21 protein-coding genes are annotated in these 17,505 nt (G+C 65.9%); 19 read left to right on the forward strand and 2 right to left on the reverse strand.

Features of this window, described 5'->3' with window-relative positions:
• The first annotated feature begins 157 nt into the window (after positions 1-157).
• The 4 genes from ACEK02_RS08100 to ACEK02_RS08115 all read left to right on the forward strand — a co-directional run bounded on the left by ACEK02_RS08100 (position 158) and on the right by ACEK02_RS08115 (position 7,267).
• The gene (locus tag ACEK02_RS08100; RefSeq protein WP_209516689.1) at positions 158-457 is read left to right on the forward strand and encodes a DUF4326 domain-containing protein; all 300 of its coding nucleotides are present in this window, start codon (positions 158-160) and stop codon (positions 455-457) included.
• Between the two features lie 124 nt (positions 458-581).
• Positions 582-4,931 (forward strand): strawberry notch-like NTP hydrolase domain-containing protein, encoded by a 4,350-nt coding sequence (locus tag ACEK02_RS08105; protein WP_209516686.1) that lies wholly within the window; start codon positions 582-584, stop codon positions 4,929-4,931.
• 11 nt (positions 4,932-4,942) lie between these two features.
• Positions 4,943-6,007 (forward strand): toprim domain-containing protein, encoded by a 1,065-nt coding sequence (locus ACEK02_RS08110; RefSeq protein WP_209516683.1) that lies wholly within the window; start codon positions 4,943-4,945, stop codon positions 6,005-6,007.
• A 318-nt stretch (positions 6,008-6,325) separates the two neighbouring features.
• Complete coding sequence (locus tag ACEK02_RS08115) at positions 6,326-7,267, forward strand: DUF2493 domain-containing protein (RefSeq protein WP_371421258.1); 942 nt, start codon at positions 6,326-6,328, stop codon at positions 7,265-7,267.
• A 27-nt stretch (positions 7,268-7,294) separates the two neighbouring features.
• Here ACEK02_RS08115 and ACEK02_RS08120 read toward each other — a convergent pair whose 3' ends face one another.
• Positions 7,295-7,582: a hypothetical protein gene (locus ACEK02_RS08120; RefSeq protein WP_371421259.1), complete on the reverse strand. Its 288-nt coding sequence runs from the start codon at positions 7,580-7,582 to the stop codon at positions 7,295-7,297.
• 91 nt (positions 7,583-7,673) lie between these two features.
• Between ACEK02_RS08120 and ACEK02_RS08125 the strand changes: the two genes are divergently transcribed.
• From ACEK02_RS08125 to ACEK02_RS08135, 3 genes are all read left to right on the forward strand, one after another.
• Positions 7,674-8,537, forward strand: coding sequence for an HNH endonuclease signature motif containing protein (locus tag ACEK02_RS08125; RefSeq protein WP_209516677.1), 864 nt, complete (start codon positions 7,674-7,676; stop codon positions 8,535-8,537).
• A gap of 313 nt (positions 8,538-8,850) precedes the next feature.
• Entirely contained in the window at positions 8,851-9,171 is a 321-nt protein-coding gene (locus ACEK02_RS08130; protein WP_209516674.1) for a DUF736 family protein, read from the forward strand.
• A gap of 71 nt (positions 9,172-9,242) precedes the next feature.
• The gene (locus ACEK02_RS08135; protein ID WP_209516667.1) at positions 9,243-9,551 is read left to right on the forward strand and encodes a hypothetical protein; all 309 of its coding nucleotides are present in this window, start codon (positions 9,243-9,245) and stop codon (positions 9,549-9,551) included.
• 48 nt (positions 9,552-9,599) lie between these two features.
• Here the strand turns inward: ACEK02_RS08135 and ACEK02_RS08140 are convergent, their stop codons facing one another.
• Entirely contained in the window at positions 9,600-9,875 is a 276-nt protein-coding gene (locus ACEK02_RS08140; protein ID WP_209516665.1) for an HU family DNA-binding protein, read from the reverse strand.
• 452 nt (positions 9,876-10,327) lie between these two features.
• Between ACEK02_RS08140 and ACEK02_RS08145 the strand changes: the two genes are divergently transcribed.
• The 12 genes from ACEK02_RS08145 to ACEK02_RS08200 all read left to right on the forward strand — a co-directional run bounded on the left by ACEK02_RS08145 (position 10,328) and on the right by ACEK02_RS08200 (position 17,266).
• On the forward strand, positions 10,328-10,489 hold the full coding sequence (locus ACEK02_RS08145) for a hypothetical protein (RefSeq protein WP_209516662.1): 162 nt from the start codon (positions 10,328-10,330) through the stop codon (positions 10,487-10,489).
• Between the two features lie 142 nt (positions 10,490-10,631).
• Positions 10,632-11,081, forward strand: coding sequence for a hypothetical protein (locus ACEK02_RS08150; protein ID WP_209516659.1), 450 nt, complete (start codon positions 10,632-10,634; stop codon positions 11,079-11,081).
• A gap of 504 nt (positions 11,082-11,585) precedes the next feature.
• Complete coding sequence (locus ACEK02_RS08155) at positions 11,586-11,903, forward strand: DUF736 family protein (protein WP_209516656.1); 318 nt, start codon at positions 11,586-11,588, stop codon at positions 11,901-11,903.
• A gap of 132 nt (positions 11,904-12,035) precedes the next feature.
• Positions 12,036-12,251 carry a transcriptional regulator domain-containing protein gene (locus ACEK02_RS08160; RefSeq protein WP_209516653.1) on the forward strand — a complete coding sequence of 72 codons (216 nt, stop codon included), beginning with the start codon at positions 12,036-12,038 and terminating at the stop codon, positions 12,249-12,251.
• A 43-nt stretch (positions 12,252-12,294) separates the two neighbouring features.
• Entirely contained in the window at positions 12,295-12,849 is a 555-nt protein-coding gene (locus ACEK02_RS08165) for a DUF2285 domain-containing protein (protein ID WP_371421291.1), read from the forward strand.
• A gap of 90 nt (positions 12,850-12,939) precedes the next feature.
• A complete protein-coding gene (locus tag ACEK02_RS08170; RefSeq protein WP_371421260.1) occupies positions 12,940-13,197 on the forward strand; it encodes a helix-turn-helix transcriptional regulator in 258 nt (85 codons plus the stop codon).
• Between the two features lie 9 nt (positions 13,198-13,206).
• Complete coding sequence (locus ACEK02_RS08175) at positions 13,207-14,088, forward strand: replication initiator protein A (protein ID WP_209516650.1); 882 nt, start codon at positions 13,207-13,209, stop codon at positions 14,086-14,088.
• A gap of 211 nt (positions 14,089-14,299) precedes the next feature.
• A complete protein-coding gene (locus ACEK02_RS08180; protein ID WP_209516647.1) occupies positions 14,300-15,070 on the forward strand; it encodes a site-specific DNA-methyltransferase in 771 nt (256 codons plus the stop codon).
• Entirely contained in the window at positions 15,067-15,585 is a 519-nt protein-coding gene (locus tag ACEK02_RS08185) for a DUF2840 domain-containing protein (RefSeq protein ID WP_310066599.1), read from the forward strand. The genes ACEK02_RS08180 and ACEK02_RS08185 overlap by 4 nt, the downstream gene beginning before the upstream one ends.
• Entirely contained in the window at positions 15,582-16,166 is a 585-nt protein-coding gene (locus tag ACEK02_RS08190; RefSeq protein ID WP_209516644.1) for a S26 family signal peptidase, read from the forward strand. Before ACEK02_RS08185 ends, ACEK02_RS08190 begins: the two co-directional genes overlap by 4 nt.
• A gap of 2 nt (positions 16,167-16,168) precedes the next feature.
• Positions 16,169-16,504: a DUF736 family protein gene (locus ACEK02_RS08195; protein WP_209516641.1), complete on the forward strand. Its 336-nt coding sequence runs from the start codon at positions 16,169-16,171 to the stop codon at positions 16,502-16,504.
• Positions 16,505-16,606: 102 nt separating this feature from the next.
• Positions 16,607-17,266, forward strand: a complete 660-nt coding sequence (locus ACEK02_RS08200; RefSeq protein ID WP_310066596.1) for a lytic transglycosylase domain-containing protein — start codon at positions 16,607-16,609, stop codon at positions 17,264-17,266.
• Positions 17,267-17,505: the final 239 nt, after the last annotated feature.

A 17,505-nucleotide genomic window follows, 5' to 3' on the forward strand; every position in this document is an offset into this window, starting at 1 on the left:
CTGCGCCGTCTCCGCAACCGCTACGGGTCGGCATCGCTCCTCCTTGCACGGTCTCCTCGCCCGTCAACGGGCAGCCCGTTCCCCGGTGGTGACGGCCGAGTGTCCCGACCGTGCTGCACGTCCGCATGCCGCCAAGGGGCGGTGCGGAGAAGTTTCGATGTGCAGGGTGCTCAACAAGCGTGCGACGAAGGACAACGCGAATGCGGTCTATATCGGCCGTGGCTCCAAATGGGGTAATCCATTCGTCATCGGTCGCGACGGCGATCGGGCGATGGTCATCGCCAAATATGCGCGCTGGCTCCGTACACAGCATCATCTGCTGCGCGCGCTGGACGAATTGCGCGGGCGCGATCTCGTCTGCTTCTGCGCGCCGCTGTCCTGCCATGGCGACTTGCTGCTCTGGCTGGCGAATGCCAGCCGGGAAGAGCGGATCGCGTGGTGGCGAGGCGCGGCCTGATCGGCGCGCCCGGCGAGGGGAGCCCAAGCGAGAGGGAAAGGCGGGCCGAGATCGGGCGAGCTTCGCTGGTTCGAGAGAGCGCCGGCGGCTCACTCCGTTCCTGCTCTCCCGGAAGGCTTGCCTGATGACCCAGACCATGTCCGACGCGGCGCTGCGCGCCGCGCCGCTTCCCGCCGCATCCGGATTCGCGGCCGCTGCCGCTTCCATCCACGCGGCGGGCGCTCGGCTCCTGCCCATGATCGAGGCCGGGCGCCCGATCGACGCATCGGACCTACGTCTCGCGATGACCACTGCGTTCGGCGGCACTGATGCCGAAGGCGCCTGGGACTGGAAGACCGCCTATGATGCCTGCGAGGCGGCGGAGATCCTGTTCCTGCGTCGCTATGGCCAGACGATCGTCGGCCGTGCGCCCGCCAGCGCCCTCGCGCTGATCGAGCGCGTCGCCGGGCTCCTGCCGACCCATACGCGCCGTTCGGAGACCTCCCAGGCGCTCCAGCAATTCTCGACGCCGCCGGGACTCGCGTTCGTCGCGTCGGTCGCCGCCTCGCTCCATCCTGCCGATCATGTGCTGGAGCCTTCCGCCGGCACCGGCATGCTCGCAGTCCATGCCATGCTGGCGCGGACCGGCATCACGCTGAACGAGCTTGCCGAGACCCGCGCCGCGCTGCTCGGCCATCTCTTTCCCGGCGTCGCCGTCTCGCACCACGATGCCGCGTCGATCGACGACCGGCTGCCGGCCGCGATCCGCCCGACCGTGGTGCTGATGAACCCGCCATTCTCGGCGGTCGCCCATGTCGAGCGCACGATGAAGGACGCCGCGCTTCGCCATATCGCCTCGGCGCTCGCCCGGCTCGAACCCGGTGGCCGGCTTGTCACCATCACCGGCGCATCCTGCTCGCCCGACGCGGCCACCTGGCGCGAGGCGTTCGTCCGGTTGCAAGAGAGCGGCCGCGTCGTGTTCACCGCCGCGATCGACGGCAGGGTCTATGCGAAGCACGGCACCACCATCGACACCCGGCTGACCGTGATCGACAAGGTGCCGGCTGACGATCCCACCGCACTGCCCGCCAGCGCGGGAACAGCGCCCGACACCGCGACGCTGCTCGGCCGGGTGCTGGATCAGGTGCCCCCGCGCTCGCCGATCACCCCGTCGCCGGTAACGCCGCTCGCCATCTCCACATCGGCTTCGCCAGCAGATGCCAAGGCGCGAAGAGTCGCCTCGCAATCCACATGCAGCGACGCCGAGTCCGAAGCGGTCGAACTCGTCTATCAGACGATCGACTGGACCCCGCCCGCCGATCGGCTCGGCGACAGCATCTACGAGCCCTATGCACTCCAGTCGATCGTGATCCCGGGCGCGACCGCGCACCCGACGCCGCTCGTGCAATCCGCCGCCATGGCGTCGGTCGCGCCACCCAAGCCGTCGTACCGGCCGCACCTGCCGCCGCAGCTTGCGGTGCTGGGGATCCTGTCGGACGCGCAGCTCGAATCCGTGATCTATGCCGGCGAAGCCCATTCGGGGCATCTCTCCGGCGCATGGAAAGTCGATGCGACCTGCGACGTCGTGACCGCCGCGCGGCCCGACGCGGACGACAGCGTGACGTTCCGCCGGGGCTGGTTCCTCGGCGACGGCACTGGCGCCGGCAAAGGCCGGCAGGTCGCCGCGATCATCCTCGACAATTGGTTCAAGGGCCGGCGCAAGGCCTGCTGGCTGTCCGTCTCCGATCGGCTCCTGGAGGACGCTCAGCGCGACTGGTCCGCGCTCGGACAGGAACGGCTGCTGGTGACGCCGCTCTCACGCTTCAAGCAGGGCAGTTCGATCCGCCTCGACGAAGGCGTGTTGTTCACGACCTACGCCACGCTGCGCTCGCAGGAGCGCGGATCGAAGAAGTCTCGTGTCGAACAGATCGTCGAATGGCTCGGAGCGGATTTCGATGGCGTGATCGTGTTCGACGAAGCGCACGCCATGGCCAATGCCGCCGGCGGCAAGGGTGAACGCGGCGACGTCGCGCCGTCGCAGCAGGGGCGCGCGGGCCTTCGCCTCCAGCACGCGCTGCCCGATGCCCGGATCGTCTACGTCTCGGCCACGGGTGCCACCACCGTGCAGAATCTTGCCTATGCGCAGCGCCTCGGCCTCTGGGGCGGCGACGATTTCCCGTTCGCGACACGCGGGCAGTTCGTCACCGCGATCGAGAATGGCGGCGTCGCCGCGATGGAAGTGCTCGCCCGCGACCTGAAGGCGCTCGGGCTCTATGCCGCCCGCTCGCTGTCCTTTGACGGCGTCGAATATGAAATCCTGGAGCACAAGCTGACGTCAGAGCAGGTCCGCATCTACGACAGCTACGCCTCAGCCTTCGAGGTGATCCACAACAATCTGGACGCGGCGCTCGAAGCCTCCGGCGTCACCAGTGCAAGCCACGGCACCCTGAACCGCCAGGCGAAGGCGCAGGCCAAGTCCGCCTATCAGGGGATGCTCCAGCGCTTCTTCAATCACCTCATCACCAGCATGCAGACGCCGAGCACCATCGCCAGCATCGAGCGGGACCTCAGCGCGGGCAACGCATCGGTCGTGCAGATCGTCTCAACCGGCGAGGCCATGCAGGAACGTCGCCTGGCCGAGATACCCGCCGACGAGTGGAATGACGTGTCAGTCGACATCACGCCGAGAGACGGCGTTCTGTCCTACCTACAACACAGCTTTCCGATGCAGCTCTATGAGCCGTTCACCGACGGCGAAGGCAATCTCTCGTCCCGGCCGGTCCATGATGAGGAGGGCAATCCCGTCGTCAATCGCGAGGCGGTTCGCCGCCGCGACGCGATGATCGAGCGGCTTGCGGCCTTGCCGCCCGTTCCCGGCGCGCTCGACCAGATCGTCCAGCATTTCGGGGCTGATGCGGTCGCTGAGGTAACGGGGCGTTCGCGCCGCGTCGTCCCGAAGACCCGCGATGACGGCACCGCCCGTTTCGCGGTCGAGAACCGGCCGACGTCGGCCGCGCTCCATGAAACCGACGCCTTCCAAAGCGATCAGAAGCGCATTCTCGTTTTCTCGGAAGCCGGCGGCACGGGCCGATCATATCATGCCGATCTTGGCGCGGTGAACCAGCGCCGACGCATCCATTATCTGCTCGAGGCCGGCTGGAAGGCCGATGCCGCGATCCAGGGCTTCGGACGCACCAACCGCACCAACCAGAAGCAGCCGCCGCTCTTCCGGCCCGTCTCGACCGATGTGAAGGCGCAGAAGCGCTTCATCTCGACCATCGCCCGGCGACTCGATTCCTTGGGTGCGATCACGCGTGGCCAGCGCCAGACCGGCGGGCAGAACATGTTCCGGCCCGAAGATAATCTCGAAAGCTGGTATGCGCGTGATGCGCTACGCCAGCTCTATGTCCTGCTCGCACGCGGCAAGGTCGAAGGCTGTTCGCTCGCCCGCTTCGAAGCGGCAACCGGCCTGTCGCTGCTCGACAGCGACGGCGGGCTCAAGGATGAGCTGCCCGGCATCAACATCTTCCTGAACCGGATGCTGGCGCTGACGGTCGCCATGCAGAACCTCTTGTTCGAGGCGTTCGAAGGGCTGCTTACCGCCCGGATCGAGCAGGCGCAGGCATCGGGAAGCTATGAGGTGGGGCTCGAGACCCTGATCGCCGAGAGCTTCCGCATCACCGGCCGCGCGCCGATCTACACCCATCCGGGCACCGGCGCGCAGACCGCGCTCATCACCATCGAACGCAAGGATCGGCTGAAACCTCTCGCGCTTGCCGATGCTCTGGCCATGGTCGATGATCGCGGGGCCAAGCTGCTGGTCAATGCCCAGACCGGGCTCGGCGCGGTCCAGCGCCGGGCGCGCAGCGTCACCGATGATGACGGCGCGATCCATCCCCGCGTGCGGCTGATCTCGCCACTGATGGATATGGTCGTTGCCGCCGATAAGCTGGCGGTGAACCATTGGGAAGAGGTCGACAGGGGGACGTTCAGCACCGCCTGGGCCGCCGAACTCGCCCGACTGCCGGATCACCAGGTCTCGACACTGCACATGGTGTCGGGCCTATTGCTGCCGATCTGGAAACTGCTCCCGAACGAATCGACCCGCGTTTACCGCCTTCAGACCGATGACGGCGAGCGTGTGATCGGCCGCCGCGTCTCTCCGGCGTGGGCAGCGAGCGTCACCAACGATGACGGCCCGGTCAAACTCTCAGGCGAAGAAGCCCTCGCGATGCTGATCTCGGGCGAAGCCTCGCTGTTCCTGGCGGGCAGCCAGAAACTCCAGCGTGTCCGCTCGATGAACGACTGGCGGATCGAACTCACCGGCTTCAACGATCTCGGCGTCGAGCGCCTCAAGGCCATGGGCTTGATCTCCGAGATCGTCTCGTGGAAGCTGAAGCTCTACGTGCCGACAGGGGCTGTCGGCGTCGACGTGTTGGGCCGTCTGCTCGATCGTTTTCCGGTCGAACGGATCTCGGCGCGTCAGGCCGCCTGAGGAGCCCCACGATGCCCGCCACGGATACCATCAGCCCCGCCAGCCAGATCGCCGCGGCCTTGGCCGACCATGCCGAGGCGGTCTGCCGCTGTTACTTGTCCAAGGGACGCAAGGAGGGCCGGTACTGGCTGGTGGGCGACGTCCACAACACACCCGGGCGCAGCCTCTATGTCCGTCTCTCCGCGTCGCCCGACGGGCGCGGAGCGGCCGGCAAATGGACCGATGCGCAGTCGGGTGATCATGGCGATATGCTCGACATTATCGCGGCTGCCCGGAATTGCCAGACCATGCGCGAAACGCTCGACGAGGCTCGCCATTTCCTCAGCCTGCCCATGCCGCCGCCGGTCGCGAACGAGCCGTACAGGAAAAGCAAGGCACCGTCCGGCACGCAGCAGGCGGCGCGGCGGCTCTGTGCCGCCTCGAAGCCTGTCGGGAGCAGCCTGGTTCGGACCTATCTTGCGTCACGGCACATCACCGACCTTACCGGCTGCGAGGCGCTGCACTTTCATGCCTCTTGCTGGTATCGGGCATCCGACGAAGATGACCCAGATGTCCGACCCGTATGGCCGGCGATGATCGCGGCGGTCACCGACCTTGATGGCAGCGTCACCGGCGTGCATCGCACCTGGCTCGCGCTCGACGGCTCCGGCAAGGCGCCGGTCGCTTATCCTCGCCGCGCCATGGGCGATCTGCTTGGGCATGGGGTCAGGTTCGGACGACATGGCCCGATCATGATGGCGGGCGAGGGCATCGAAACCATGTTGTCGCTGCGTCAGGTCATGCCTCTGATGCCGGCGATCGCCGGGCTCTCCGCCGCCCATCTTGCCGCCATCCTGTTCCCGGCCGGACTTCGACGTCTCTATGTCGCGCGCGACGATGATCCCGCCGGTGCGGGCGCGTTGAAGACGCTCACCGAGCGCACGATCCCGATGGGTATCGAGGTGGTGCCGCTCGAGCCCAGGCACGGGGACTTTAACGACGACCTGTGCGCGTTCGGGCGTGAGCGTCTCGCGGTGGCGGTGCGGTCCCAGCTTTTCGAAACCGATGCGGCGCGGTTCCTTGGCGGACGGGGATAGGCCGGAAGGCAGGGGCTCAGTCCTGCACGGACCGGATGGTCGCATCCGCATGATCCGGACGATCCCGGCGAGACGCCACGCTCTTGCCTTCGATAGAGGGCGACTGCGGCAAGCGGCCCGGGCCGGCAATGGCTGCGCGACGGCTATTTTCCGCCGGGGCTGAAGCCCCTTTGCAGCGCGAAACAAAATAGCCGCCGCTCCGCCATCCTCCGCTGGGCGCTTCGGCCGCGCCCTGTCGGGCGCGGTGCAAGCCCGCTCCGCCCGCCGCCGGTCGTCGCCACGAAGGCCACGAGAGGCGTGGCTCACAGGATCCGGAGCATGGCGATGACGAGCGACACCGATCACCCCGAACAGGACGAGCCCCAACCCGGCTCCACGGCTTATCTCCTTCAGGAAATGCAACTCTATGGCTATCGCCCCTTCGACGACGAACCCGACCATCGCCCGCTGCCGGACGACCGTATCGCCGGCGGCGCGGTCGCTGAAATGTTCGACGCCTTGGTCTCATGCCTGATCGACACCCGGATCGAACCCGACCTCGAGGATCTCGCCTGGGGCGTCGTCAACGTCTTTCACCGCGCCGGCGAACGGGTCGAACGCGAGCTCGACGACAACGAGCAGGCGCAGAAGCGCATGCAGCGCGAACAGGATGGCAGCGAGGTCAAGTCGGTCGAGCTGGAACGCACGATCGCCGAAGGCATCACCATGATCGAGCGCCGCGACACGATGGAATTCTTCCGCGACGCCGCCGCTGATCAGTTCCGCATCCATCTGCGCAAACCCTGGCTTCCCCGTTCCGGCCCCATGGTCAATCGCAAGGCGCTGACCTCGGCGGTGCTCGACAGCCGCAAGCAGATCGATGGCCGGGCCTATCGCGATGCCCTGGTGCTCAATCCCGACGGCGTGCGGATCGCCTTCACCGGCGGCGCCGACTGCAACGATCATGACCGAATCTATGCCGTGCTCGACAAGGTTCATCAGCAGCTACCGCAGATGATCCTGCTCCACGGCGGCACGCCGACCGGCGCCGAGCGTATCGCTGCCTGCTGGGCACGCGACCGCAACGTGCCGCAAAAGCCCTATCAGCCCGACTGGAACCGCCACAAGAAGGCCGCGCCGTTCAAGCGTAACGATACGATGCTCGAAGCCTGCCCAAAGGGCGTGATCGTCTTCCCCGGTACCGGCATCCAGGACAATCTCGCCGACAAGGCCCGGAAGATGGGCATCCGCATCTGGGACTTTCGCAATCGACCCGGATGACCGGTCGTGCGCGCGGGGCTAATTCGGTCAGTCCAGCGGCGAGTTCGACAACCGCATATACTCACTCTCCGTCACAAAGGCAGAAAACTGCCCTCCTCTAAGATCCTTTTCCACCCCCGTCGGGTATGTCTCGATCCCATGGAGGATCGTGCCGCCGACAATCACATGACCGTCATGGGTAGAGTCCTGGACATCGATGCGGAACGTCAGAACGCCGCTCTGTCCATGATAGACGAAATGCTTGCCGAAATGCGGCAGCTCGGGCGCGAAGTTGCGCTGGATCAGCGGCTCGGGTTCGGGATCGCTCATCGCCACAGCATTTCATAATGGCCGCTCGCTTCAAGAGCGAATGAACGAGAGAGATCAATATCGGGCAATTTTAACGTCGACATGACGAGATAGGTCTATGTCGATGTCGATGCTCGACGATATCCGGCCCGCTCGAAAATATTTCGTCCATGACCTCGTTCGCGAGGCGGGGCTCGACGTCTCCGATTGGTCGAACAGTAAACGCGGCGCGGCCGGTGCGCGGACGAACCCCAAATATTGCTACGAATGGGTATTCGTCGAACCCGGCAATGCGATCGTGCTGAACCTCTGGCATGTGCTACTGAGGCAAGAGGACGGCCTCATCGTCCATCGCGGCAATTTCCGCGAAGATGCCGACGTCCAGTTCGCGCGCGGGCGCGGCAATCCCTGGGGGCGCCGCGCCCGCAAGCTGGATGATGCGCTCCAGCTCGCGCAGCGCGATGGTCTCTCGATACGGGTCATTCTCAATGCCGGCAATCGCCGGGATCGCGATGATCCGGAGGCCAAGGCCTCGCAGGTCTCGGAACGCGAACTCGATCCCGAGCCCTGGACGCTCGCCTCTTATGATGCGGCGACCGGCGCGCACGTGCTTGTGCGCGGCACGGCTTGCCTGTTCGTCGACCAGTTCGCCCTGATTGAGCCGGACGGTTCAGAGGAGGTCCGGCGGCGCGAACAGGCAGGTCTTGTCTATGTCCGCGATCCGCGCATTCGGAACCGTGCCCTGCTGCGCGCTGCGGGACGCTGCGAATATTGTGGCTCGCCCGGCTTTGTTCGAGCCGGTGGCGCGATCTATCTGGAGACGCATCATATTATCCCGCTACACGAAGGCGGCCCGGACGCGGTGGCAAATGTGATCTGCCTTTGCCCCAACCACCACCGGGAGGCGCATTTCGGAGCCGATGCCGTCCGCTTGCGGGAAGCATTCCGGAAGCGCCTGTCTTCGAGGACCGTGCCTGCTTGATCCGGCCGGGGTGTGGATCGCAAATTCGCCTCGGGGCGGGAAACACGGGATCACGCGGGATTTACGCAGATAGCCGAACGCGACGGCCGCCCCTGACGTTTCATGAGGAAAGCGGTGGCCAGGACAGCCGCATCCCTCCAACTGCTGGAGACCGACCCCTCATTTGTCGCCTGCATACGATCCTCGGCATGCCTCGTGCCGTCAACCCCGCAAGGGGGTTCCCTTCCGCTTACGCTCCAGTGACGTCGGCAGACCGGGCTCTCCTTTGGGCGCCATCGGGGATGGTCCCCGAGCAACCGAAGGAGTTTTGACCATGGCCACTATCGCAAACCTCACCGTGAAGTCCGACGGCAGTCTCGAAGGCACGCTCGCGACGCTCAACGTCACCGCGCCGATCGCGATCATTCCCAACGCCCGCAAGGCGAAGGACAGCGAACCGGACTTCCGGATCATCAGCCGCAAGAACGGCTTCGAGCTGGGCGCCGGCTGGAACCGCTTCTCGCAGACCACGGGCGCCGAATATGTTTCGGTCTCGCTGTCTGCGCCGGAATTCGGCACCATCTACGGCAATGTCGCCAACGCGCCCGGCGATGACCCTTCGAAGAAGGTCATCATCTGGAACCCGCCGGCCTGACACGCCGCCGCCGGCCCCGCCCCCCAGGCGGGGCCGGTATCTTCTTTCCCAGATAAGAAAGGACGCTCCGGATGAGCCGTCACGCTGTTACCGTTCGGTCGGCCACACGGACCGACGACAATGCCGTCATCGGCTACGACCCGCCGATGCGAACCTACTTCCTCCAGGCGTTCGAGGACGAAGAACGCGACGAACCCGGCCTCTGGTTAGGGATACGCTTCGATGAATATCCCAGCCTCGCCGCGCTGATCGCGGCGGCCGAGCGGCAAGGCTATGCGCTCGAAGATCTCGCCGAATGCGATATAGCCGACATGGCGCGCGAGGCGGCCCTGCCGGCACGGCAATCACTCGCCGAACGAGCGGGCTGGCCGATCCGCTGATCTGAAACTTGCGGGGACAGGTCGATACCTGTCCCCGCTTCGCCATGCTCAACCGTTCAGCTTGTCCTTCAAGGCCTTGGCAGGCGTGAAGGTCAGCTTCTTTGATGCGGCGATCTGGATCGTCTCGCCGGTCGACGGATTGCGTCCCTCGCGGGCCGGGCTGTCCTTGATCTTGAATTTGCCGAAGCCGTTCAACGATATTTCCTGGCCCTTGGCGGCCGCCTCCGCGATCGCCGTCAGAACGCCATCGACCAGCTTACGAGCATCGGCCTTGGTGGTGCCGCTCGTGGCGGCAATGGCATCGGCAAGATCATTATTGTTCACGAATATCACTCCACTTCCCAATCCTGTCCGCGCAGAGGCGACTCGCATCGTCCAACGCAGCCGGTCACCGTAGGCAGACATCGCCTCCCGGTCATCTCTCTTCCATTTGCAGTGTTCGGGCCTTTCTGCGGCCGCGACTGTCACAGCAGACTTCATCGCGGCATCGAACCTCGCCCACGACCAATGTCACCATCAGGCAATCGAGGTTCCAGACAAGCGACTGATCGGTAGGGGCGGCGGAGCAAAGCGCGGGATCGGGCCATCCCCACTCGCAAGGCGCTGATCCCTGTGGCCGAAGCCTGAGCCTCCTTCAATCAACCCGTAAAGGGTCCACTACGCTGGCGCGTGCGGCCGCTTGGGACAAGTCCCGGCGCGGTGATTGCGGCCAGGCCCCGGCCGCCGGGGCCCCTGTCGAGCGGGGATGGCCCCGCTCCCGGACAGGAGTTTTCATCATGCCGCTCAACACCGCTCAATCGCTCGCCTGGAGCCTTGCAAGGACGCTGATGACCCTCATCGTCCTCGTCAGAACCGACAAGGGCTATGTGGTCATGCCGAGCCAGGAATATGACGGCAATCCCGACCAGGTGGTCCGGGAATATGATCCGTGGGGATGACCGCTTGCCCATCGGCGGGCTTTCAGCCCTCTGCGCGTTTCCGCTTTTTCACGGGCCGCCTTATGCTATGCTCTCCCGGCAGATCGCGCTGTGGAGGTGGTGGCGGGCGCGTCCGATATCCATGTTGCTATGGAGGACGCCGATGACCATCCTGCTCCTATTTGGCCTGTTCGCCGCACTCTACGTCCTTTGGCTGCTAATCGGCCTCGCCGTGCACGCCCTCCCGCTTTATGCCGGCCTTGCAACGGGTTTCTGGCTTCACGCGCACGGCCAAGGTCTGCCGGCCTCGATCCTCGGCGCGATCCTCGTCGGCGCGGCGACGCTCGCGATCGGGCGCATCCTGTTCGACACGGTACGCTCGCCGCTGCTGCGCCTCGCCATCGCCGCGCTCTTCGTCATCCCCGCCGCCTTCGCGGGCTATCACGCGATCTACGGCATCGCCGGGATGGCGCTGGGCTCCGGCGTCACCCTGACGATGCTCAGCTTCATTGGTGCGATGGCGATCGCCGCCAAGGCATGGACCGAGATTACATCAGCACCAGTGCGTCAGGTTCTGCTGACGGGACCAACCCAGACAGGGTGTTCCGACTGATCCTCCCTTGGCGGTCAGGCTGAATGTCGGTACGAGCACGGTGATCGTCCGACTGCCGCTCGGGCTCGGCCAGCCTCGACGCGGCGGCTCCGGGCCTCGACCAACACGCCGATCCTCACGGGCCATTGTAGCGGGCGGCAGGACTGTCGCACCCGATCCACCACCCGCGGCACTCTTCGCTATTCTCCGCGAAGATCACGATCGCCCACCCAAGCGCGTTCCGGACCTCATAGCTAAGCTTTCCGGTTCGCTGCCGAGCCCCGCGACCTCTCAATAGCGCGCATTTGCCAGCAGGCCGCTCCGCTCGCCGGCCTGGCCGCAACGGCGGTCCTGGAACTTTCTTCCCCCGGCGTGCCGCCGTTCCTCGCGCACCAAGAAAGTCCCATGCCCGCCGTCCTTCGCTGTCGCTGCGGGCCTGACGGCTGCGGCGTCCGGCACCTGCTGTCCGGTCATGCGCATCGAGGTCGCAAGGGCGCGGCCCGAGACGCAAGAAAGGACTGTAACATGAGCAAGATTGGCAGCTTCAAGAAGGTCTCCGGCGAACTTCGCGGCGAGATCATCACCCTCTCGGTCCAGGCCAAGTCGGTACGGATCGTCCCGGTGGACAGCAACGGCGCAAACGCTCCCAGCCACCGCGTGATGGTCGGCGAGGCAGACGTGGGCGCCGCCTGGAGCAAGCGCACCAGCGATGACCGCGGCTTCCTCTCAGTCAAGCTCGACGATCCGAGCTTCGTCGCACCGATCTTCGCCCAGCTCTACGACAACGGGGATGGCGGCTTTGACCTTGTCTGGAGTCGGCCTTCGCGCCGCAACAACGACTGACGCGCCACCGACCCGCCTCGCGCTCCACGCCTGGCGGGTCTCCCCATTTCGGGGGATAAGCCCCTCAAGAAGTTGGAATATCCCCGACGCACAACAGTCCGCAGGATGCCGGCCCACCTAAAAGGGGCGGCGATGTCCGACGAACGCAGGGGAAGAAGCTCGGCGCGGCGCAATCTGGATTTTGCCGGATTTGCACAGGAGTTCCTGCGCCGCAACCCTGATTACCGGCGAGACTTTCTCGCGCTGTCAGCAAACGCGCCCTCGGCAGCGCCAGCGACCGAAGCGGAGGTGATGGCCCGTCGTTGGGGCCTCTGCTTTCCCGTTCGCGCCGGACGCTTCGCCCCCTAGCGATCCGGCGCTCTGGTCGCCGTTCCTATCGCCCGTAACCGTCATCCTCGACGCTGCGCCGCCCGGCTTCGCCGGCGCGACGCCGTTCGACATTACCGGCTGGCCCATCATTCTCGCCGATCGCGCGCTGTCGGATGGGCGCCACCTCGTGTTGGGCGACGTCGATGGTCCGCATCATCTCTGGCTTCGCGACACTCTTCCCGGGCAACCGCTGGCCTTTGTGATCGTGCGCGACGCAGCCATCGAAACCCGCCGGAGCGCCGCCTCGCGGCTCGACCGGCGCCTGGCCGGCGCACCGCCATCGCGCAAGCTGCGCGGTTTCCGACCCACCGCGTTCCAGCGCCAGCGTCTCAACCTCCTGCTTGATATCCTCGACGCGCTCGAAGGCGCGCATCGCGCGCCGACCTCGCACGAGATCGCCCGCCGCCTGGTCTATCCCGGCATGACGCTCGGGCGCGGCATGGAGTGGAAATCCTCGACCGAGCGCCGTCGCACCCAACGCCTGATCGGCGAGGCGCTCGCGCTCATGCACCGCGGATATCGAAACCTGCTCCGCGGAACGCTCGGGGGGGCGACAAAAACCAGCGCGCCAAAATAGCCGCTCCGGGGCGCCGGTTGTTCTCCGCCACGGTCCTCCCAATGGCTCTGCAAAAGCCGGGGCCGGCACCGTCAAGCAAGGAGGACGATCGTGCAGCCTGACCTATCCGCCGTGCGCCCGCGCTATCTCAAGACACCCGACGCTGCGACCCACCTCGGACTCAGCCCGCGGACACTCGAAAAGCACCGCTGCTACGGCACTGGCCCGGTCTATCGCCGGCTCGGCGGTCGAATCGTCTACGCGATCGATGACCTCGACGCCTGGGCAACGCGGGGCACGCGCAAATCGACGTCCGATCCGGGCATCGGCGTCGTCTATCCGGCCCGGCGCCGCCCTACCGAAGACTGAGCGCCCCCCGTGCGAAACACTTCCTTGCGCATCGGCGAGCGCGCGCAGCTCGACCTGTTCAGGTCAGTGCCCGGCGACATCGCGCCGCGCGATGCGCAGGATCTGATGACGTGGCCCTTCTTCAGCCTCGCAAAGTCGCGGCGCATCGCGCCAATCGACTTCCGCATGGGCGAAACATGGATCTCGGTAGAGGCCGTGCCTGAGCATGGCATGGCCACCATCTGGGATGCCGACGTCCTCATATGGGCGGCGAGCCAGCTCATCCAGGCACGCGACGCCGGCCGGCCGACCTCACGGCTGATGGCGACTACGCCACACGAAATTCTCGCTTTCACCGAGCGCGGCACCGGCAAGGCGAGCTATGATCGCCTTAAGGCGGCGCTCGACCGGCTGCAGTCGACCACGGTCGCCACGTCGATTCGTCAGCAGCATCAGCGCCGTCGCCACCGCTTTTCCTGGATCAACGAATGGCGCGAACTCGCCGACCATAACGGCCGCGCATTCGGCATCGAGTTGATCTTGCCCGACTGGTTCTATGCCGGCGTCCTCGATCGCGCGCTCGTGCTGACGATCGACCGCGCCTACTTCGCGTTGACCGGCGGACTGGAGCGCTGGCTCTATCGCCTCGTTCGCAAGCACGGCGGCCGCCAGTCAGGCGGCTGGAGCTTCGATGTCGAGCACCTCCATCTCAAGTCCGGCGTGCTGTCGCCGTATCGGCGGTTCGCGTTCGAGCTGCGCGGCATCGTCCAGCGTCAGCCGCTTCCCGGTTATGCGCTCAGCATCGAGCACCAGCTCGGCCGCGAGCGGCTGATCTTCGCGCCATTGCCGGCTGATTCGTTCGACCGTGCGATGCGCCGCGTGCGTCTTGCGTCTGTGGATAACCGGCGATGAGACACGGACTATCGGGAACAGCCGGGTTCGGACCATCGGGAACGCGATGTTCGGACTATCGGGAACGCGGGGGCCGTGTAACCTCAAGAAAACGCTCGGCGAATCCTGCTCTCTCTAACTGTCCTAATAGAGAAGAATCCTTCGGATTCTTGCTAACGGATGGTGCGTCTGTGGACAGCGCCGCTCGGCTGCTCGACGCGCGGAGGTCGCGATGAGCGTGCTCATTGGTGACTGCCGCGCTGTCATGCCGGCGCATGCGCCGTTCGACATGATCCTTGCCGATCCGCCCTATGGCGACACGTCGCTGGGATGGGATCGCCGCGTCGAAGGATGGCTCGCGCTGGCACGCCAGGCGCTCGCGCCGACCGGCTCGATCTGGCTATTCGGTTCTCTGCGGAGCTTTCTCGGTATCGCCGGCGACATTCGCGCGGCGGGTTTGCGCTACGCCCAGGAAATCGTCTGGGAGAAGCAGAACGGTAGCGCGTTCCACGCCGATCGGTTCAAGCGCGTCCACGAACTGATTGTTCAACTCTACCGCACCGATGCGCGCTGGGACGATGTCTATAACGACGTTCAGACCACGCCCGATGCCACCGCGCGCACCGTTAGACGCAAACGCCGCCCGCCGCATACCGGCCATATCGAACGGGGGCATTATGCCAGCGAGGATGGCGGGCCGCGGCTGATGCGCTCAGTCATCTACGCGCCGAATTGTCATGGCCGAGCGACCCACCCGACCGAAAAGCCGGTCGGTATTCTCGAAATCCTGATCCGCACCAGTTGCCCGCCTGACGGCCTGGTCGGCGATTGGTTCGCGGGTTCAGGTGCTGCGGGCGAAGCCGCCCGCGCGACCGGAAGGCGCTATCTTGGGTGCGAGATCGACGCCGATATGGCCGCGCGCGCCGACGCCCGCATCGCGGCCGTCCTGCCGTTCGGCGGGGTGCCTCTCGCATCGGACCCTCATTTTGGAGACCTACCATGAAGCAGCCGCCGCCCGGCGAGCGCGTGAGCACTGGCGTCGTTCCACCGCTCCGCGACGCCATGACCGACGTCGAACTGATCTGGATCGAGAAGCGTCTTGAGCATTGGATCCGCTTCGGGCGGATAGCCGCCGAACGAATCGTCAGCCGTCGAACCCGCGTCGTCTCGTTCCGCGCCAATGCGGTGTTCTCGTTCGTTCGCTGGGCTTCGAACGACTATGGCACGGTCCATTCACGGATCGACGTTCTGCGCGCCGTTGGCGCGCAAGAGGGCTATACGACGGTGCCGTTCGTGCGGCCGGGCGGCGAACTCCTGCTTTCGATCCAGGGCTGGCCGAAGGTCCGCGCCGTGCTCGCCGCGATCGACGCGGTGGAAGCCGCCGGCGTCGATCCGTGCGACGCCTCGCCTGATCACTGGCGCCATATCCAGAACCGTCTCTCCGCAGGCGAGCGGCCGAGACTCTATACCGCCCAACGCCATGCGGCATGGCTCAAGCGCAAGGCGATCGAGTCATGAGCCGGCTCGGTTATGTGCTGGTGACGCTGCTCGTCGCCGAACTTTTCACGACGCTGTTCGTCGGCGTCGCGTTGCTCGCGCCGCGTCCCCGGCTCATCTGGAACGCGAGCGCCAGCGCGCCGATCGGCCTCTATCGCCTGACGGCCACAGCGCATCCCGCTACCGGCGACCTGGTTGCGATCAAGTTGCCCCACGCGCTCGCGCGCTACATGGCGGACCGCAATTATCTCGCGATCGGCGTGCCGCTATTGAAGCATGTCGCGGCACGCCCCGGCGCGCGCGTTTGCCGCACCGGCCCGCGCGTGACCGTTGACGGCCGATTGACGGCGACGGCCTTGCCTCGCGACAGCCATGGCCGGCCGCTGCCGGTCTGGCATGGCTGTCACATCGTCGGCGGCGACCAGCTCTTCCTGCTGAACGACACGCCGGACAGCATGGACGCCCGATATTTCGGCCCGATCCCGGCCGCCGGCCTGCTCGGTCGCGCGACGCCGGTCCTCACCCGCGATGCTCCCGACAAGCCACTACACTGGCGCGGCCTTGGCGGCAGCGCGGCTTCCACCCCCAGCAAAGGACATTGATCATGCAGATTGGCCGCTTTCACCGTGTCGGCGACGTCTATGTCGGCCGGCTCCAGACCGCGCTTCTCGACGTGCCGCTCCGGCTTGTTCCCATCGCCGAACGTGCAAGCGACAAAGCCCCTGACTGGCGTGTTCATCTTGATGGCGACGAACCGGCGCTGGAGGTCGGTTCGGGCTGGACACACCCGCGCGAGGGCGGCGGCAGCTTCATCACCGTGCAGATCGACTGCCCGAGCCTTGCCCAACCACTGCGCGCGAATCTGCTCCCGTCTCGCGACGGGGAGGATCAGTATCTTCTGCTCTGGTCACGCGTGCCGCGCCGCGCGCGGGAGCAGTGAGCGATGACTCCGGTACGCGGGCGTCGGCGTGCGTGCTTGCTCCGCTCGATGCTGCCGATGCTCCTTGCCTGCGCCGCTACTGCGTTTGTCCCGGCAGGAGTCATGGCAAGGACCGGACCATCGGCAGCCGCAGACGCGCCGTCCTACGTCGCCATCGTTGCCGAAGCGGCGCGGCGCTTCGGCCTATCCGAAGCCTCGATCTGGGCGGTGATGCGCGCCGAAAGCGGCGGCAACCCGCGCGCGATCTCCGCAGCCGGTGCGATGGGTCTGATGCAGCTTATGCCGGCGACCTGGCGCAGCCTCACGGCGCGCTATGGTCTCGCTGCAGACCCCTTCGATGTCCATGCGAACATCCTGGCCGGCGCGGCCTATCTTCGCGAGATGCTCGATCGCTACGGCGATCTGCCGACCGCGCTGGCCGCCTATAACGCGGGACCGGGCCGCGTCGACCAATGGCGGTCGGGGACGAAAACGCTTCCGGCGGAAACGCTTTCCTACGTCGCGCGCATCACCCCATCGCTGGGCGCATCGGACACCGCATCGCTCGCTGCATCGACCGTACGCGCTCTTCCGATCGCCCCTACTTGGCGCACCTCCGTCATCTTCGTTGCGCGCAACGACCGGACTTCCGTCTCTGCAGCGCCCTCCTTCGGCGCCCAACCTGGCAGCGGCGAAACCGCGCCCCCGTCCAGCGCTCGCACCCCCTCCATCCCTTCAGCAGGCTCCCTCTTCATCCCGCTTTCCGGTCGGAGCGAACAATGAACGTCCACAGCGTCTTTTCGCGCGAGATGGGACGTGGCGGCGTAGTGCAGCATAGGGAGCAGGCGATTGATTCCGAAGGCAAAAATCGATGGCGAGATAAAAGGCGCGCCAGCCTGTGGGGCGCATGTGGTTGTGAGATAAAGGTTTTTTCGTCTGGCTCGCGGGAAGGCCGTCTGGCACGATTTTCACTTTATCCCGTCTTTTCAATGCGTCGCCGTCTGGCATCGGCCATGGGAGGC

Origin of the sequence: Tardiphaga sp. (assembly GCF_041424195.1) — a bacterium.
GTDB lineage: Bacteria > Pseudomonadota > Alphaproteobacteria > Rhizobiales > Xanthobacteraceae > Tardiphaga.

What these genes read in the sequence shown, in the direction of transcription:
- ACEK02_RS08100 (WP_209516689.1), top strand. Translation starts at nt 158, where the DNA reads ATGTGCAGGGTGCTCAACAAGCGTGCGACGAAGGACAACGCGAATGCG.
- ACEK02_RS08105 (WP_209516686.1), top strand. Translation starts at nt 582, where the DNA reads ATGACCCAGACCATGTCCGACGCGGCGCTGCGCGCCGCGCCGCTTCCC.
- ACEK02_RS08110 (WP_209516683.1), top strand. Translation starts at nt 4,943, where the DNA reads ATGCCCGCCACGGATACCATCAGCCCCGCCAGCCAGATCGCCGCGGCC.
- ACEK02_RS08115 (WP_371421258.1), top strand. Translation starts at nt 6,326, where the DNA reads ATGGCGATGACGAGCGACACCGATCACCCCGAACAGGACGAGCCCCAA.
- ACEK02_RS08125 (WP_209516677.1), top strand. Translation starts at nt 7,674, where the DNA reads ATGTCGATGTCGATGCTCGACGATATCCGGCCCGCTCGAAAATATTTC.
- ACEK02_RS08130 (WP_209516674.1), top strand. Translation starts at nt 8,851, where the DNA reads ATGGCCACTATCGCAAACCTCACCGTGAAGTCCGACGGCAGTCTCGAA.
- ACEK02_RS08135 (WP_209516667.1), top strand. Translation starts at nt 9,243, where the DNA reads ATGAGCCGTCACGCTGTTACCGTTCGGTCGGCCACACGGACCGACGAC.
- ACEK02_RS08145 (WP_209516662.1), top strand. Translation starts at nt 10,328, where the DNA reads ATGCCGCTCAACACCGCTCAATCGCTCGCCTGGAGCCTTGCAAGGACG.
- ACEK02_RS08150 (WP_209516659.1), top strand. Translation starts at nt 10,632, where the DNA reads ATGACCATCCTGCTCCTATTTGGCCTGTTCGCCGCACTCTACGTCCTT.
- ACEK02_RS08155 (WP_209516656.1), top strand. Translation starts at nt 11,586, where the DNA reads ATGAGCAAGATTGGCAGCTTCAAGAAGGTCTCCGGCGAACTTCGCGGC.
- ACEK02_RS08160 (WP_209516653.1), top strand. Translation starts at nt 12,036, where the DNA reads ATGTCCGACGAACGCAGGGGAAGAAGCTCGGCGCGGCGCAATCTGGAT.
- ACEK02_RS08180 (WP_209516647.1), top strand. Translation starts at nt 14,300, where the DNA reads ATGAGCGTGCTCATTGGTGACTGCCGCGCTGTCATGCCGGCGCATGCG.
- ACEK02_RS08185 (WP_310066599.1), top strand. Translation starts at nt 15,067, where the DNA reads ATGAAGCAGCCGCCGCCCGGCGAGCGCGTGAGCACTGGCGTCGTTCCA.
- ACEK02_RS08190 (WP_209516644.1), top strand. Translation starts at nt 15,582, where the DNA reads ATGAGCCGGCTCGGTTATGTGCTGGTGACGCTGCTCGTCGCCGAACTT.
- ACEK02_RS08195 (WP_209516641.1), top strand. Translation starts at nt 16,169, where the DNA reads ATGCAGATTGGCCGCTTTCACCGTGTCGGCGACGTCTATGTCGGCCGG.
- ACEK02_RS08200 (WP_310066596.1), top strand. Translation starts at nt 16,607, where the DNA reads ATGGCAAGGACCGGACCATCGGCAGCCGCAGACGCGCCGTCCTACGTC.